Genomic DNA, 15801 nt, shown 5'->3' with positions numbered 1-15801 from the left:
ATAATGAGATGTTAGGTGTTGTAAATGTAAAAAGAATATTCTTGAGAAAGTAAAAAAAGTTTCGATCATTTGCTTGAAGTAATCGTCCTGTTTTTCTGTTTTTGGGATTGTCATGGATTCCTTTTCTCTCATAGTCGAAATAGAGTTGCTTAAAGCCTGAAAATGCATTATTTTTACACTAAAATAATTTAAAGCTATTATAATGGATTGGATCACTGCCAAAGAATACGAAGATATCACTTATAAAAAATGCAATGGAGTTGCTAGAATTGCATTTAATAGACCGGATGTGCGAAATGCTTTCCGACCTAAGACTACTGCTGAATTATTCAATGCTTTTTACGATGCACAAGAGGATACTTCTATAGGCGTGGTTTTGCTCTCGGCTGAAGGGCCTTCGTCAAAAGATGGAGTTTATTCTTTTTGTAGCGGTGGCGATCAAAATGCCCGTGGTCATCAAGGATATGTAGGTGAAGACGGTCAGCATCGTTTGAATATTTTAGAAGTACAGCGCTTAATACGATTTATGCCAAAGGTTGTCATTGCCGTAGTTCCGGGTTGGGCTGTAGGTGGTGGACATAGTTTGCATGTAGTTTGCGATATGACACTTGCCAGCAAAGAACACGCTATTTTTAAACAAACGGATGCCGATGTAACCAGTTTTGACGGCGGATACGGATCTGCTTATCTTGCTAAAATGGTAGGTCAGAAAAAAGCGCGTGAGATTTTCTTCTTAGGGCGTAATTATTCTGCTCAAGATGCTTTTGATATGGGAATGGTAAATGCAGTGGTGCCTCATGCTGAATTAGAAGCTACTGCTTTTGAATGGGCACAGGAAATTTTGCAAAAATCACCAACTTCAATCAAAATGCTGAAATTTGCGATGAACTTGACAGATGACGGCATGGTAGGACAACAGGTTTTTGCGGGTGAAGCAACACGATTGGCTTACATGACCGAAGAGGCCAAAGAAGGTAGAAATGCTTTTCTTGAAAAGAGAAAGCCAAGTTTTGAAAAGAAATGGTTGCCATAATACAGCTCAGCATTAAGATTTTAATTAAGGCATAAAAAACTAAATTTTATTAATGGAAAATTTCAACAACGAGACAATTGATACAACTCAGCTTCCTAAATTTGAAGCGGTAGAATTCTCGGTCTTGCATTCAAATTATTGGAAAGTAATATTAATAAATATTATAATCCTGTTCCTGATTTTAGGAGCAGGACTTAGTTTGTTACTGTTTTACAATGAAGATTTAAAACTTTTTGTGGTCGAAATAAGCGCTCTTTTTTTTGTTTTACTGTTGCTTTCGTTTACTTTTTCCAGAATCAGTTTTAAGAAAAAAGGATTTGCTTTTCGGGACCATGATGTGCTTTTTAGATATGGAGTTATCGCCACAAATACAATCATAATTCCGTATAATAGAGTGCAACATGTGGCTTTACATGAAGGTTTTCTTTCTCGTTATTTTGGATTGGCTAAAGTTGAAATTTTCACAGCAGGAGGCAGTTCAAGTGATATTGAAGTTCCCGGAATAGAAATTGAACAAGCCGAAAAAATCAAGCAATTGTTGATGGGTAAAATTCAAAAGCAATTGTAAATGGAGCAACAATTTAATTCTCCTCAAAGGCAATCTTCCATAGGTATTTTGGTGACGTTTTTTGATACTTTACAACAATGGGGACGCGGTTTGTGGCCTATAATGGTTGTTTATGCTTTTAGATTTAATGAGCTAAATAAAGTCTATCTTTTTCTGGGTGTCAGCGTTTTTTTGCTGATTATTGCTTTTGTAGCCTATTTAAAATATTTGAATTTTACTTTTTATTTAGAAAGTGAAAATGAAGAGTTTATCATCAATGAAGGGATTTTAAATAAAACAAGAACGATCATTCAGCTGGATAAGATTCAACAAGTAGATATTAATCAGTCTTTAATCCAAAGATTTATAGGGGTTTATGAACTTAATGTTGATACGGCGGGGAGCACTAAAAAAGAAGGAAAGATAAAAGCAATTTCGCATTCCTTAGCATTGGCCTTAAAGGCAAGATTATTGGAAAACGACAAGAAAAAAACGGATGCAATCAATGCAGAAGAATTTTTGCAAGTAGAGAATATTGAAGAAAAACCTTTTATAAAGATTAGTTTTTTGAGCTTATTGAAAGTAGGTGTTACATCGAATTATGTAAAAACCTTGGGTTTGATATTAGCTTTTTTGGCGACCGTCTTCGAAAACGGAAAAAACTTGATGTCAGAACAGGATTTTAGTGAGGAACATATTGGTAATTACATCGATCAAAGTTCTGCTGTTCGATCAATTGGGCTTATTTTCTTTTTGATGTTGGGTTTAATTTTGATTATAAATTTAGTTCGAGTTGTTTTCAAATATTTTGATTATCAGATAACGAAACAAAAAGGTTCTTTGCTGCTTTCTTTTGGATTATTGAGTACCAAAAGTACGATTGTGAAACCGGAGAAAGTTCAAATAGTTACCGTAAGCAGAAATTATTTTCAGAAGAAAATGAATATTCTGGAGATTAAAATAAAGCAAGCAACCAGCGGTGATAAAGAGGATGGCAAATCCATAATCGAAATTCCGGGTTGTGATGAGAATGAAAGAATGGCTATTTTTAAGCTTTTGTTTCACACAATGCCCGAAAAAGGGATTGTATTGAAACCAAATTACCGCAAGCTGGTTTTTTCAATATTCTTGTTCATGCTGCTTCCGGTTGCCGCTTTTTTTGCTTTTGCAAATTATATTCAGCCGGTATTTTTAGAATACGTTTATTTCTTGCCTTTGTATTTGTTGTTTGTAGGGCTAATAGTGTGTTTTGGTTACAGAAATAATAGGCTTTATATTAATGATAATTTTATTATTAAGCAAAGTGGAGCTTGGGATATTGATAATAAAATTATAGAGCCTGGAAAAATTCAGGCAATAACAACCTCGCAGTTGTTTTGGCATAAAAAAGCCGATATAGGTTCAGTGATAATACATACAGCGGGCGGAAATATGGTTTTTCAAATGGGGAATTTCGCCATGATTAAGAGCTATGTAAACCTTTGGTTGTATAAGATAGAAGCCTCAAATAATAATTGGATGTAGAATTCCAATTTTTAAAAATGAATAAATAGAAATAATAAAATAGAAATAAAATGAAACATTGGATTGAAGCCGCACGATTAAGAACATTACCCTTATCTGTTTCCGGAATAATAGTGGGGAGTATGTATGCATTGGCTAACCCAACAGACAATATACTTACGCCGACAGAAGTTTTTAACTGGAGGATTTTTGGTTTTGCGATTTTGACTACTCTTGGATTACAGATATTGTCCAATTTTGCCAATGATTATGGCGATGGAATGAAAGGAACAGATAACGAGGATAGAGTTGGGCCAAAGCGGGCCATTCAAAGGGGTGTGATTTCGCCTGCTGCCATGAAACGTGCAATTATAATAACCTCTTTGTTGACATTGCTTTCGGCGGTTTTATTGATTTTTTATGCTTTTACTGATACAAATATTTATTATTCCTTGTTTTTCTTGGCCTTAGGTATTTTGGCAATTGCTTCGGCTATCCGTTATACGGTGGGGAATACTGCTTATGGATATCGCGGTTATGGAGATTTGTTTGTGTTTGTGTTTTTTGGATTGGTAAGTACTTTAGGGGTGAATTTTCTATATTCAAAACAATTAGATCCGCTGTTATTTTTACCCGCAGCTGCGGTTGGACTTTTGAGCGTTGGGGTTTTGAATTTAAACAATATGCGTGATGAAGCCTCAGATAAAAAATCAAATAAGAATACTATAGTTGTGAAAATTGGTGGAGCTAAAGCAAAAAAATACCATTATTTCTTGATAGTTTCAGCTATGGTTGCAGTGCTTATTTTTGCTGTTTTAAGCGATTTCAAATTAGATCAATACCTTTTCTTATTGGCTTATATTCCTTTGACGAAACATTTAATTAATGTGTATAAAAATCAAGAGCCTAAAGCATTAGATCCTGAATTGAAAAAATTAGCGCTGAGCACTTTTGCACTTTCGGTATTACTTTCTTTGTGTATGATTTACTTTTTTTCAGATATAATTGTAAACACGCTATTGGGCGGAAGATAAATTTTAAGTATTACTCCCGATAGCTTATCGGGAGACCAATAAAAAACAATAAACAGCAACATATGAAAATCACATTTTACGGACATGCCTCCTTAGGTATAAAAGTGGGCGGAAAGCATATTTTAGTTGATCCTTTTATTTCTGCTAATCCGTTGGCAGAACATATTGATATCGATAACTTAAAGGCAGATTATATTTTGTTGACGCACGCTCATGGCGACCATATTTTGGATGTGGAAGCAATTGCGAAACGAACAAATGCAACCATTGTTTCCAATGCGGAGATTGCAACTTATTATACAGCCAAAGGTTTTCAGGCACATCCGATGAATCATGGCGGAAGCTGGAATTTTGACTTTGGAAAAGTAAAATATGTCAATGCGGTTCATTCCAGTACTTTTCCTGACGGGACTTGCGGAGGAAATCCTGGCGGTTTTGTCATCGAAGGCGAACACAAAAACATTTATATCGCCGGAGACACGGCGCTTACGATGGATATGAAGCTTATCCCGATGCGAACCAAACTCGATTTAGTGATTCTGCCTATCGGGGATAATTTCACTATGGATATCGAAGACGCCATTATTGCTTCTGATTTTGTCGATTGCGATAAAATTCTAGGTTACCATTACGATACTTTTGGATATATCAAAATCGATCACGAAGAGGCAATTCGTAAATTCTTTGATAAAGGCAAAGATTTAATGCTTTTAGAAATAGGGGATAGTATCGAATTATAGTTTTTTTTTGAAGCTAATTCCCGCTATTCGCTATAATCTTTGTTGCTGAACCCCAGCAACAAAGGATTTTCGCTGCTATCGGGGCTAAGGCATTTCGTTATCAAATACATTTTTAAGTGAAGAAAATATTGACATTGCTATTTATTAGCATTTTTTATCAGTCGGCTTTTGCGCAAAAAGACGGCTATTGGGATAAAGAGAGGGCAACAACCAAAGAAATTGTTGTTTCGGCTAGAGATCGAATCCTTATAAAAACAGACGATTTTCCAGTAGGAACCACGGAGTTGATTTATAGAATCACACTTTTGGATGAAAATCAGCAACTGGCCAGTAGCTTGGTTTCGGTTTTAAAAGCCATTCCGGATCCAACAGGAATCAGTCAAGGATCGGCTGGAGCCGTTTTTGTGGTATCTAAAATTTCAGGAACCGATAAGTGCAAGTATGCTGTTTTTTCATCCGCTGAATTGGCTTCTAAATACAAAGAAAACGGCAAAAAAGACAAAGCTTGTCTTGTTCAGGATACTCCGGTGAGCAAAGATGCAAAACGACTTTCAATAGATAAATCCGCTTGTTTGAAGCCTGGGATCGGAAATTTATGGTTTGGTTTTGAAAGCACCAATTGGGTAATGAAACAAAAAATAATTCTCGAAGTCGTTCCCTGGGTTGATACCAAACTCAGTAGAGGTTGGTCTTTGGAAAACAGAAAATACATCATTAATCAGGTTAAGACTTCGGCATTGGCCAGAAAAATGGCTAATTCGGATGATTTTTGTATTTGCATCCAAGAGAAAATTCAAAAACAATACAAATTTCAGGAATTTCAGAAACTGCTCGCTATAGAACAGCAAAAGTTGTATAAAGATTTTGGCAATAGTTGTTTTGATGAAACGGGAGCTTCTGGAGTGCTTTATAGTGATTTGCGCAAGCAAGCCTCGACTTTTGTAAAAAAGGGCGATTACGGCAACGCTATAGCTCAATATACGGCACTAATCGATGCTGGTAAAGCAAATGTTTTAGATTACAATGCAATTGGGGAGAGCTATATTTTGACCAAGCAATACGGAAAAGCGATAAAATTCTTGAAAGAAGGTGAAAAATTAGATGATGCTGAGTTGTTGGTAAAATTAAATTTGGCGCATGCTTATTTATTGAATAATAACTATTCCTCGGCTAAGGCTATTTATAAGGAATACCAATCCCAAAATGTGACTGATAGCGTTGGTTGGACTCAAAAAATAAAACTGGATTTTGAAACATTCAAAAAAGCCGGGATTCAAAATAATGATTTTGAAAAAGTTCTGAGATTGATGAATTAGAATTATAAAGATAGATTTTAGAATAAAAAACTATTCAAAAACTTAGTACCCTTTGCTGTTAAAAAATAAAAATGAAAGCTACTTATCATAAATACATTCTCAATTTCAAACGACCTTCGGGAACATCGCGTGGCGTTATGACCGAAAAAGAAACCTGGTTTATTGTCCTTGAAAAAGACGGAAAAAAAGGAATAGGAGAGTGCGGAATTTTGAGAGGATTGAGCGCAGATGACAGACCGGATTATGAGGCGAAATTGCAATGGACTTGTGATAACATTCATCTTGGGAAAGATGCGCTTTGGGACGCCTTAATTGAGTTTCCTTCGATACAGTTTGGCGTTGAAATGGCGTTCCAATCTTTGGAGAGTGAAACTCCTTTTTTATTGTTTCCTTCTGGATTTACAAATGGTTCAGATTCTATTGAGATCAACGGGCTCGTTTGGATGGGAGAAGCGGCTTTTATGAAGCAACAAATAGAAGAAAAATTAGCGCAAGGTTTCCGTTGTATTAAACTCAAAATTGGGGCTATAGATTTTGATAAAGAACTGGAATTATTAGCGTTTATCAGAAAGCATTTTACACCAGAACAAGTAGAAATAAGGGTCGATGCTAACGGCGCTTTTAGTTTAAATGAAGCTTTAGATAAATTAAATAAATTATTTGGTTTTCAATTACATAGCATTGAACAGCCTATTTCTAAAAACCACACTGACAGGATGGCAGAACTATGTAAAAGGACTCCTTTGCCAATTGCATTGGACGAAGAGTTAATAGGAGTGTTTTCATTGGATGACAAAGAGCGATTATTGCAAAAAATAAAACCACAATACATCATCTTGAAGCCTAGTTTTGTGGGCGGTTTCAGAGGTACGCAAGAGTGGATTTCTTTGGCTGAAAAGTATAAAATAGGTTGGTGGATTACCTCGGCTTTGGAGAGTAATATTGGATTAAATGCCATTGCGCAATGGACCTTTTTACAGCATAATTTGATGCCTCAAGGATTGGGAACGGGAGCACTTTATACTAATAATTTTGACTGTCCGCTCGAAGTTTCTAAGGGACAATTATGGTATAAAAAAGAGCTGGATTGGAAGTTTGATTTTGAACAATTAGATTGAATTCTTTAAGGTAAAATTTTGTCACTAATTTGATTCAGTACATAAAAAAAGGATAGACTTTTGAGTTTCTATCCTTTCTGGCATTCAATAAAAATGTATTCTAAAAAGTTTACTAATTTATTTTACAGGAATTATATCGATTACCACCGTACGGTTATAAAAGCGTTCTTCCGGGGTTTTGTTTTCAAAAGGTGCTTTGTTTACATCTTCTCCAAATCCGTTTAGCTCGAATTTCACATCCTTTCTACCGGCTTTTGATAAAGCATTTTCGATAATTTTTTTAACATCATTAACACGAGCTACAGATAAATCTAAGTTGTACGCTTCACCACCAATAATATCAGTATGGCCGTGAATGATAACGGTTCCTCCAGCTGGAATTTTTGGAGTAACTACATCACTAAGGTATTTTTCATAGATCGTAATTGCTTTTGATTTATTGAATTCATACAGAATACTATATCTGATACCTTCTATCATTGTTGCAGGTTTCCATAATACGACATGCATTGGAGTTTCTTTTTCAACGATTTTGCCGCTTTTGGTTTGCCCAATCATTTTTACTTTGAAATCACCTTCTGCTCTGCTTCCAAGAATCGATTTTCCGGGAATACTCACCATTTCCTGAGTGTAAGGTCCAAAAGACTGTACTTTTCCTTGCTCGTCAGTCATTTGTAATGACCATGAGGACAAAGCTTCGTTCGCTCCCTTGTTATTGATTGTAACATAGCTTTCAACTGGCGCTTCTTGAAGGGCGACAATTTGAACAGGTTTCAATTGCGCATCAGGACCGCTTTGAAATTCCATCAATAAATCAGAAGAATTACTTTCAATGGTAACTCTGCGATCTCCTTCACGAAGAAGTTCAAGTTCTAATGTCCCACCCGTTTGTTCTGAAGGCACAGTAGGTTTAATTTGTCCTTTAGTATTTATTCTAGAAGGATTTATTGCAAATACATTTACCAAATAGGTTTTGATCGATTCTGACATTACCAGACCATCTTCATTACCTTTTTCAGATGAACCTACCAAAGTAATAGTTGCCGAAGGATTTTTTTCCATACGGTCGCCAATTATATTTATTACGTTATAATAAACGATCATCTGACGTTTTGAGCGGTCGGATAGATTTTTTGGTGCAAAAACTTCCAATTGGTCTTCTTTGAAATCCTTAACCTGATTTTTGTTTAATAAAACATAACGACTTGGTATTTCAGTTGATCCAGCATTGAAGAAAACATAGTTTCTAAGTGGAAATATTTCAGTCATTTTCTGTTCTCCTTGAACGTTGGCAGGGGAGTCAACATAAAACTGGACTTCATTATCTTTTAATATCGCCGTATCTTCTTGGATATTGCGTCCTTGTCCAAATTTAAGTGCAACACCAGCTCTTAGGGTAGTGATATTCCAAGTTTCTGTTGAGCGAGGATTTTGACCAAAATATGGTTGGAAGGCAACAAAAGGAGATAATACAAATTGTGTCTTATTAGCATCAGATGAAAGTGGGATGTCATATCCTGCTCCTATTTGCATTGAGATAAGAGTTTTTTCGATTTTATCAAAATCACCTTTTACTGCAGGACTTAAAGCCTGATCTGGGAAAGCTGGATTAACGCCCAATTGATATGTAAACGATTTATCCATGTTAAAGGCCAAACGTGGACCTCCATATAAGTAAAAATTGTTTTTGAATGGAGCGAAACGTACACTTGGCTCTACTGTAATGTAACTTAAGTTTGTTTTTAAGTCGGCTGGACAGTTACATGGAGTTACAACTTGATCAAAAGAAGCTTTTCGGCTATCATATCCGGTTTGAAACATAAAGCCCCATTTTGAATCCGGACGGTGAAATTCTAAAAGCGGCGCAATAAACAGTCCGCCTCCAAATCCATCATGAAAAGCGGTTGGAGATGTAAAACTGGCATTCATTTGTTGCGTTGAACCACGATAAAAATTGAAATTAGCGCCAGCTGCGGCACCGAAAAACCAAGAAGGTTTTGTGTATTTTACCACTTGCGTTTCCTGTGCGTTAACTGCAGTTTGAAAACTTAACAATGACAAAGCGATTATTGCAACACTTTTGATGGTTAGATTATTAGAGGACCATACTAAGTATGATCCTTCTTTACTATTATTTTTTATATTCATTTTTTTTAGAATTAAGGTTTGCTGATGATATTAGTGTGCGTCATTATTACAGCTCCATTTCTGGCAAGCATTCTACCAGTTGCTTTTGCATGATCTCCCATTGTTATTGATTGTAAGGCTAATATGTTACCGCTAAAATTGGTGTAGTTTCCTATGGTCGCTGAACTACCAGTTTGCCAGTAAATATTTTTAGCTTGGGCACCTCCAGAAAGAATAATGTTTCCACCAGCTCCACCAACAGTCGTAAAAGCAGATGCTACTTGGAAAATCCAAACATCGGTTGCGCTACCTGACAGTGTTAAATCTCCATTTTGTACTAAAAGTGTAGATGTTGATTTATAAATTCCAGCCACAAGTGTTTTTCCACCTTGATCACCAGCCACAGTTATCGGAGCGCTATAAGAAGCTCCTTCCACGAAAAGATACGCATTAGTCAAATCTAATTTTGCTTGAGTTAACATAGCGGCTATACCTGCCGGGGCAATATCGTCTGAGGCATAAATTGCTCCACCTACAATGGTCGCAGGAGGAAATCCAGTAACCGAAGAACGGACACCGGGACTAATACCCACATCCAAGTTGTTAATTACGCTAAATCCCGCATTATTACTTACTCCTACGCCTGCTAATATTCCAAATCTAGCTGCAGTCCCAAGGTTTATAACTGCTCCGCCAATTATTGGAGCATTCGTATTAAATGTCCAAACATAGTCATTTGCTAAAGGTGTTCCAGCTAAGTTTTTAGCTCCTGCTTTGATTGTAGCGGTATAAGTGGTACCCGTTACAAGATCGCTTGAAGGACTAAACGTAGCAATTGTGCCAGAATAAGTAACTATTCCCGTGATCGTTGTTGTACCATTTTTTAAAGTAAAATTAGTGTCGTTAATAGTCGAAGGATCCATTAACATACTAAAATCAGCAGTAATCTTTTTATTAAGCGCCACGCTGGAAGCATTGTTTAAAGGATCAGTTGAAACTACCTTAGGAGCAACAGATGATCCAGTAGTAAATTTCCAAACGAAGTCAGCAGCAAGTGTCGTTCCTTGGGTGTTTTTAGCTCCAATGGTTATGGTAGCCGTATATTCTGTATTTGCAGCTAAATTAACTGTTGGATCAAAAAATGCTGTCATTCCATTATCTGTAACGGTTCCAGCTACAACGGTAGTCCCTTGTTTTAAGGTAAACGTTGTACTGTTAATAGTAGCGGAATTCATCAACATATTAAAATTTGCCGTAACTGTTTTATTAATTGCAACGTTAGTGGCATTACTCAAAGGATCTGTAAGAATCACGCTTGGCCTAACAGTTGCACCAGTACTAAACGTCCATATATAATCAGTTTGCAATGCATTACCCATCAAGTCTTTAACAGCTGTTTTAATTATGGCAGTATAAGTTGTGTTAGCCTTAAGATTAGCTGTTGGAGTAAATGTTGCTGTCTTTCCACTAAAGCTTACATTTCCGTCTATGGTCGTGGCTCCTTGCACAATAAAAGTTGTCTTTGTAAAAGTCGAAGCATCCATGTCTTCATTAAATGTTGCAGTGATAACTTGGTCAAGAGGCACGTTTATGCTGCCGTTTAAAGGGGTTTCGGATGTGACCACCGGACACACGCCAATAGTCTCCTGGAAATCATCGCTTTCACATCCAGAGATTAATGCAATAAATACTATTGCAAGGGTTAATAGTAAATTTTTAGTTTTCATTATATTTTATTTATTTAGGTTAAGGAATTATATTCAACAAAGGTTGTTTAGTTCTAGCCTAAATGTATTACACAATTTAAAAATTAACTTACAAAATTCACATTTTAAAAGGTTGTGGATTGGCGCAAGTGGTTGATTATAATTGTTTTAAATTGATGGTTTTGTTTTTTAATCTAAGTTGCTATTAAAAAATAAACGTAAAAAAGTAAAATTAAGGGAGGGGTGTTTTTGGAACTAAAAGAACTTTAATGCTTTAGAAAGTTATACCAAATGGATTATATTTTAGTTCGAAGTGTCTTTGGTAAAGTAATGATTTAATATAAAAATAGTCTCCTAAATTTGTTCGGGAGACTATATTGCATATACAATTGATGTTTTAGGCTAGTTTAAGATCTTTTTTTGAAGTGCTTAACTCTTTTTTGATTTTTGACATATTTGCTCTCTATGGTCAATAATTAATTATGTGAGATGTTTCTCTTTCTTTTTGAATTATTGTTACAAATTCAAAATAAGCATAATATATTTTACCAAGTAATTTGTTTATCCACATAGAAAGTCTGATCTAAATTAGTTGGACAAACATAACAACAGCAATAATGGTAAACCCTGAGAATAATCTATCTTTAAAGTGTTTTCAAATAGATCAACGATGTAGAACTCTGCTAGTTTTAAAGTTCATCGAGAGTAATTCGGCTGCTTTTCAAATAGCATTTATATTGTTGTTTATTCATTACCTATGAGTTAATTTTAAGTGTATTGGATTATGCAATTTTAATATTCAATTAGTGTTAGATACTTGAATTCTTGATTTCTTTTTTTAGATCGTCAAGCCTTAATTCGCCGTCAGATTTTGTTCGATCAAATCTTGATTTTCCTTCAGCGATTAAATTTTCGCCTTCTTTCCAAATTTTTTCATATTTATTGGTAATGGTTCCCAATAATGTATCTAATTTGTCTTTCAACTCATCAGTATAATCATTGCTTTTATCCTTAATTTTTCTTCTTGTTTTGTCCCCTTTTTCAGGAGCAAATAAGATCCCTAATAGTGCTCCAACGGCAACGCCGCCTAATATTCCTAATACTACTTTGTCTGTTTTCATAATTTTTTTTTAATGATTACATTCTTTTTTTTATAATCGTCTTCCTTGGATTAGTCTTAATAAGATTGCTATTACTGCAATGACCAGCAGTATATGTATTAGTGATCCTACGCTGTAAACGAAAAATCCAATTGCCCAAAAAATGATTAGAATTACTGCTAATGTGTAAAGAAGATTGCCCATGATTTCTAGTTTTTTAATTATTAAAATGATAATTAATTTTTTCTATTTATTAAATTGCCCTAATTAAATGAAAAGGCACCATAAAGACTTAATACGCTATTTTTACCGTCGGGAAAAGTATAGTTTGTTCCGGCAAAATTTCTTTCTTTTCCTACTTTAGTAAGTCCGTAATTATAACGTACACCAAAACTAATAGTTTCTAGATCAATCCCAAGACCTGCTGCAATTCCAGCATCAATTTTATTGAAATCGTCTTTATTTATATTGTCCGAAAAATTAAATGTTCCACCATTTGATTCATTTGTAGTTTTTCCATCGATTAAGTAAGCTGCGTAAGGCCCAAACTGCACGTTGAAGTTTTTCGTAAGATTTGCAACTAACATAACAGGAACTTCGATATAATTCAATTTGAATTTTGCGGTTCCGGAAACAAAAGTATTATTGTAAGTTAGCTCGGAGCCCTTTTCTGTATAGTATATTTCGGGTTGAATAGAAATAGAATTCGTTACCGGTAACTTAGCAAATAAACCAACATTAAAACCCGTTAATACATTTTGATCATCTACATTATCTGTATATAAATTAGAGAAGTTAATCCCACCTTTTACACCAAATTTAGCTCTGTTTTCTTGAGCTTTTACAGTATTGAAAGCTATAAGAGACATTGCTAATGAGGCTAAAATTATTTTACTTGAATTTTTCATATTAATTTGTTTCAGTTTTTTTATACAAAGAGGATCACTATTTTTGGTGGAAAATTGCAAAACTTTTTGTGAAATGTATATTATTAACAGTTAATAATACTTTTTTTGATTTTACAAAATGAATAGTTATATATTTCTTTGTAGAATGTTTGAGTTATTAATTAATGATAAGCTAGAGACAATTTTAGAGTTAAAGAATTACAAACAGTAATCTCATCTAGTTAAGACTGTCAGTTTGTATGTCTTTTAAAGCTCCTTGATGATTTTAAGTAATTCTTCTTTGTTTTTACCTAACTTGATTTGAAGTTTTCTAATTATTTCTTCTATCTTTCCTTCTTTAAATAGTTGATCATTCTCAGTCAAAGCAGCGAACTTTTGTTTTAACTTGGCTTTTTGTTCATCCCAATTCCCTTTTATTTCTTTAGTATCCATTTTATTTTATTTAGATCATGAAAATAATACATGCTCCAACAAAGTTCCGCTTTTAGGCTTATAAAGGAATTACACAATTCTAATTATGGCTTACATCATTCACACATTCTATTTTGAATATGTCTATAATTCAAATAGCAAAACAGTTTTTTGTTTTGGGGATATATAGTATTAATTTTTATTTTTGTAATTTTTTTGCACTTTACATTTTTTCCTTTATTATAAGTTCTTTTTTTACATTTAATGTTTGTAATTGTTTTTCTATTGCCTCCATCATTGGAGGAGGACCACAGAGGTAAAAAAACTCGTCCGTTGCTTTTTTATGGGTTTTTATGAAATTTTCCGTGATGAATCCGTTTGCATAACCATCTATTTTTTCATCGGATAAAATGTTAATGAAATTACTGCCTAATAATTTTTTGAAGTCATCTTCTAATATTATATCGTCTTTAGTTTTATTGGCAAAAATAAGTTTGTTATTGCCTATTTCATCTTTGGATTTAAGATGCCTGAAAATTGATATAAATGGCGTGACTCCAGCTCCTCCCGCAATAAATATTCCTTCTCCTTTATAGGAAATATAACCAAAAACATCATGCACAATTAACTCATCATCTTTTTTCAATTTTAAAAGTTCATTGGTAAACCCATTGTGGGATGGGTATGTTTTTATGGTAAACTCCAGATAATCATTTTCGGGAAGACAGGTAAAAGTAAAGGGATTTCTTTTGCTGTCCCAACTCGGCTTATTTATGGAAATTTCTGTGGCTTGACCCGGTGAAAAATGATAATTTTCGGGTTTGGTGGTTACAATTTGTAGCACATCATGTGTGACATTTTGTATCGATTTGATTTTTACAATGTGTTTTTCCATGATCGGTTTCTTTGTTTTTTTAACTAAACTTTTCATTTTTAATAGAAAGTACGTTATTTATCTACCTTCTGCCATTTCTCCACTGGTATCCACGGTTCGTTTTTTTCCAATATCCGTTTGAATGATTGCGCCCGTCATTTTGTCTGGTCCAATAACCATCCCTTTGTCTGTAATTTCTTGCTCTGCTATCCCAAGACCAACCTCCATCAATCCAAATATAACCTGCGCCGGGATTTACTGGCCTGTTGTAATATTGATATTGCGGTTGCTCTGAAACGTATCCCACTGAACAGGAATTAAAAAACGATAGGAATCCTACCAAACTGATAAATAAAATTAGCTTTTTCATGTTCTTGATTTTTAATGATTAAATTATTGAGTTTCTATAATTTCCTTTTATTTTCTATTGCTGATCCTTTTTTTAAAAACATGTTTTTTTTATGGATGTAATTAGAATTTGGTTTAATGCACTTTCATTTTTAAAAATATCCTCAGGATTTATTATGTAATCTGTTGAATATATTTGGGAATCAAAATAATTTTTGTAATCTACGTATAGTTGTTTTTTGGAGACTTTTTTTTGTTTTAGAAAGCTGATAATCAGAACACTAAGTTAGTTTTTTTAATCGGGAATGCGTTATAATATTAACCTAAAATATTGCATTAGTCACTGATTTGATGAGTGATAGGTCTTTTGTTCGAGATTTAAATGAGAAGGAAGCAAAGCTGATATTTCTATAATTTTCTTTAAAAAATAAAAATGTAGGAATCGCCAAAAATTGTGTTAACAAATTTGATTTTAAGTTGAAACAAAAAAAATAGAATCTCTCTGATTTGGAAAATACGCAGAGAGATTCTATTTTTTGTTTTTATAACTGTTTTTATTTATTATTTAGTCAATAAAAACATTGTTGCATCATTGACCCGAAGTTTTGGGATACGATTCTTTACAATATATATTATACTATATACAAATGGCATAATTTCTTGTTTAGCTAATGAAAGTCTAATTGACTATGATCAATGAACGTTATGATTCGTCTTTTGTTGTGCGAACCAGACTAATTCCTGAAATAAAGAATATAAGGCCCAGGACACCGTAAATGATGAGCGATTTAATGTCGGCTGTGTTGCTGGATGCGTTAGTGAACAATACCGCAGTATAAATAAGGCCGCCAATTCCGAGAGTAGTAAGTAATGCTCCAAAGATTCTTTTAATATTCATGATTTTTCATTTTTAAAGGTTTATGACATCTAAATTTCATTTTTGAAAGCTTTTATTCTCAAAATATATTCCATTTGGGAAAAAAGTATTTAGAATCAATTTTACAGGCATTTTTATGCCAGCAGTATTATATTTCAA

At 34.2% G+C, this 15801-nt stretch carries 16 protein-coding genes; 7 read left to right on the top strand and 9 right to left on the bottom strand.

What is annotated here, in order from left to right:
- The first annotated feature begins 202 nt into the window (after positions 1–202).
- From ACMDB5_RS12220 to ACMDB5_RS12190, 7 genes are all read left to right on the top strand, one after another.
- Complete coding sequence (locus tag ACMDB5_RS12220; protein ID WP_413998539.1) at positions 203–1033, top strand: 1,4-dihydroxy-2-naphthoyl-CoA synthase; 831 nt, start codon at positions 203–205, stop codon at positions 1031–1033.
- Positions 1034–1085: 52 nt separating this feature from the next.
- Positions 1086–1601, top strand: coding sequence for a PH domain-containing protein (locus ACMDB5_RS12215; protein ID WP_413998538.1), 516 nt, complete (start codon positions 1086–1088; stop codon positions 1599–1601).
- The gene (locus ACMDB5_RS12210; protein WP_413998537.1) at positions 1602–3104 is read left to right on the top strand and encodes a PH domain-containing protein; all 1503 of its coding nucleotides are present in this window, start codon (positions 1602–1604) and stop codon (positions 3102–3104) included.
- Positions 3105–3154: 50 nt separating this feature from the next.
- Positions 3155–4117, top strand: a complete 963-nt coding sequence (menA, locus tag ACMDB5_RS12205; RefSeq protein WP_413998536.1) for a 1,4-dihydroxy-2-naphthoate octaprenyltransferase — start codon at positions 3155–3157, stop codon at positions 4115–4117.
- Between the two features lie 62 nt (positions 4118–4179).
- A complete protein-coding gene (locus ACMDB5_RS12200; RefSeq protein ID WP_413998535.1) occupies positions 4180–4857 on the top strand; it encodes a metal-dependent hydrolase in 678 nt (225 codons plus the stop codon).
- Positions 4858–4973: 116 nt separating this feature from the next.
- Positions 4974–6173: a tetratricopeptide repeat protein gene (locus ACMDB5_RS12195; protein ID WP_413998534.1), complete on the top strand. Its 1200-nt coding sequence runs from the start codon at positions 4974–4976 to the stop codon at positions 6171–6173.
- 71 nt (positions 6174–6244) lie between these two features.
- Positions 6245–7291, top strand: coding sequence for an o-succinylbenzoate synthase (locus tag ACMDB5_RS12190; protein ID WP_413998533.1), 1047 nt, complete (start codon positions 6245–6247; stop codon positions 7289–7291).
- Between the two features lie 117 nt (positions 7292–7408).
- On the opposite strand, the gene ACMDB5_RS12185 is transcribed toward ACMDB5_RS12190, so the two are convergent.
- The 9 genes from ACMDB5_RS12185 to ACMDB5_RS12145 all read right to left on the bottom strand — a co-directional run bounded on the left by ACMDB5_RS12185 (position 7409) and on the right by ACMDB5_RS12145 (position 15663).
- A complete protein-coding gene (locus ACMDB5_RS12185) occupies positions 7409–9439 on the bottom strand; it encodes an outer membrane beta-barrel protein (protein WP_413998532.1) in 2031 nt (676 codons plus the stop codon).
- 11 nt (positions 9440–9450) lie between these two features.
- Positions 9451–11145 (bottom strand): Ig-like domain-containing protein, encoded by a 1695-nt coding sequence (locus ACMDB5_RS12180; protein WP_413998531.1) that lies wholly within the window; start codon positions 11143–11145, stop codon positions 9451–9453.
- A 788-nt stretch (positions 11146–11933) separates the two neighbouring features.
- Positions 11934–12245, bottom strand: a complete 312-nt coding sequence (locus ACMDB5_RS12175; protein ID WP_413998530.1) for a YtxH domain-containing protein — start codon at positions 12243–12245, stop codon at positions 11934–11936.
- A 30-nt stretch (positions 12246–12275) separates the two neighbouring features.
- Entirely contained in the window at positions 12276–12428 is a 153-nt protein-coding gene (locus ACMDB5_RS12170; RefSeq protein WP_413998529.1) for a lmo0937 family membrane protein, read from the bottom strand.
- Between the two features lie 59 nt (positions 12429–12487).
- Positions 12488–13132, bottom strand: coding sequence for a porin family protein (locus ACMDB5_RS12165; RefSeq protein ID WP_413998528.1), 645 nt, complete (start codon positions 13130–13132; stop codon positions 12488–12490).
- 246 nt (positions 13133–13378) lie between these two features.
- Entirely contained in the window at positions 13379–13564 is a 186-nt protein-coding gene (locus tag ACMDB5_RS12160) for a CsbD family protein (RefSeq protein ID WP_413998527.1), read from the bottom strand.
- Positions 13565–13766: 202 nt separating this feature from the next.
- Positions 13767–14438, bottom strand: coding sequence for a flavodoxin reductase (locus tag ACMDB5_RS12155; RefSeq protein ID WP_413998526.1), 672 nt, complete (start codon positions 14436–14438; stop codon positions 13767–13769).
- Positions 14439–14499: 61 nt separating this feature from the next.
- Positions 14500–14787, bottom strand: coding sequence for a hypothetical protein (locus tag ACMDB5_RS12150; protein WP_413998525.1), 288 nt, complete (start codon positions 14785–14787; stop codon positions 14500–14502).
- Between the two features lie 681 nt (positions 14788–15468).
- Complete coding sequence (locus ACMDB5_RS12145; RefSeq protein WP_413998524.1) at positions 15469–15663, bottom strand: hypothetical protein; 195 nt, start codon at positions 15661–15663, stop codon at positions 15469–15471.
- Positions 15664–15801: the final 138 nt, after the last annotated feature.

This window comes from Flavobacterium sp. W1B, assembly GCF_047344965.1.
GTDB lineage: Bacteria > Bacteroidota > Bacteroidia > Flavobacteriales > Flavobacteriaceae > Flavobacterium.
The sequence above is the reverse complement of the archived record's forward strand: the minus strand, read 5'-3'. Positions and strand labels throughout refer to the sequence as shown.

Bases quoted from the DNA above. Each gene is read 5' to 3' on its own strand.
- ACMDB5_RS12160 (WP_413998527.1), bottom strand. From the start codon at position 13,564: ATGGATACTAAAGAAATAAAAGGGAATTGGGATGAACAAAAAGCCAAG.
- ACMDB5_RS12170 (WP_413998529.1), bottom strand. From the start codon at position 12,428: ATGGGCAATCTTCTTTACACATTAGCAGTAATTCTAATCATTTTTTGG.
- ACMDB5_RS12185 (WP_413998532.1), bottom strand. From the start codon at position 9,439: ATGAATATAAAAAATAATAGTAAAGAAGGATCATACTTAGTATGGTCC.
- ACMDB5_RS12165 (WP_413998528.1), bottom strand. From the start codon at position 13,132: ATGAAAAATTCAAGTAAAATAATTTTAGCCTCATTAGCAATGTCTCTT.
- ACMDB5_RS12200 (WP_413998535.1), top strand. From the start codon at position 4,180: ATGAAAATCACATTTTACGGACATGCCTCCTTAGGTATAAAAGTGGGC.
- ACMDB5_RS12190 (WP_413998533.1), top strand. From the start codon at position 6,245: ATGAAAGCTACTTATCATAAATACATTCTCAATTTCAAACGACCTTCG.
- ACMDB5_RS12180 (WP_413998531.1), bottom strand. From the start codon at position 11,145: ATGAAAACTAAAAATTTACTATTAACCCTTGCAATAGTATTTATTGCA.
- ACMDB5_RS12175 (WP_413998530.1), bottom strand. From the start codon at position 12,245: ATGAAAACAGACAAAGTAGTATTAGGAATATTAGGCGGCGTTGCCGTT.
- ACMDB5_RS12210 (WP_413998537.1), top strand. From the start codon at position 1,602: ATGGAGCAACAATTTAATTCTCCTCAAAGGCAATCTTCCATAGGTATT.
- ACMDB5_RS12155 (WP_413998526.1), bottom strand. From the start codon at position 14,438: ATGGAAAAACACATTGTAAAAATCAAATCGATACAAAATGTCACACAT.
- menA (WP_413998536.1), top strand. From the start codon at position 3,155: ATGAAACATTGGATTGAAGCCGCACGATTAAGAACATTACCCTTATCT.
- ACMDB5_RS12150 (WP_413998525.1), bottom strand. From the start codon at position 14,787: ATGAAAAAGCTAATTTTATTTATCAGTTTGGTAGGATTCCTATCGTTT.
- ACMDB5_RS12220 (WP_413998539.1), top strand. From the start codon at position 203: ATGGATTGGATCACTGCCAAAGAATACGAAGATATCACTTATAAAAAA.
- ACMDB5_RS12145 (WP_413998524.1), bottom strand. From the start codon at position 15,663: ATGAATATTAAAAGAATCTTTGGAGCATTACTTACTACTCTCGGAATT.
- ACMDB5_RS12215 (WP_413998538.1), top strand. From the start codon at position 1,086: ATGGAAAATTTCAACAACGAGACAATTGATACAACTCAGCTTCCTAAA.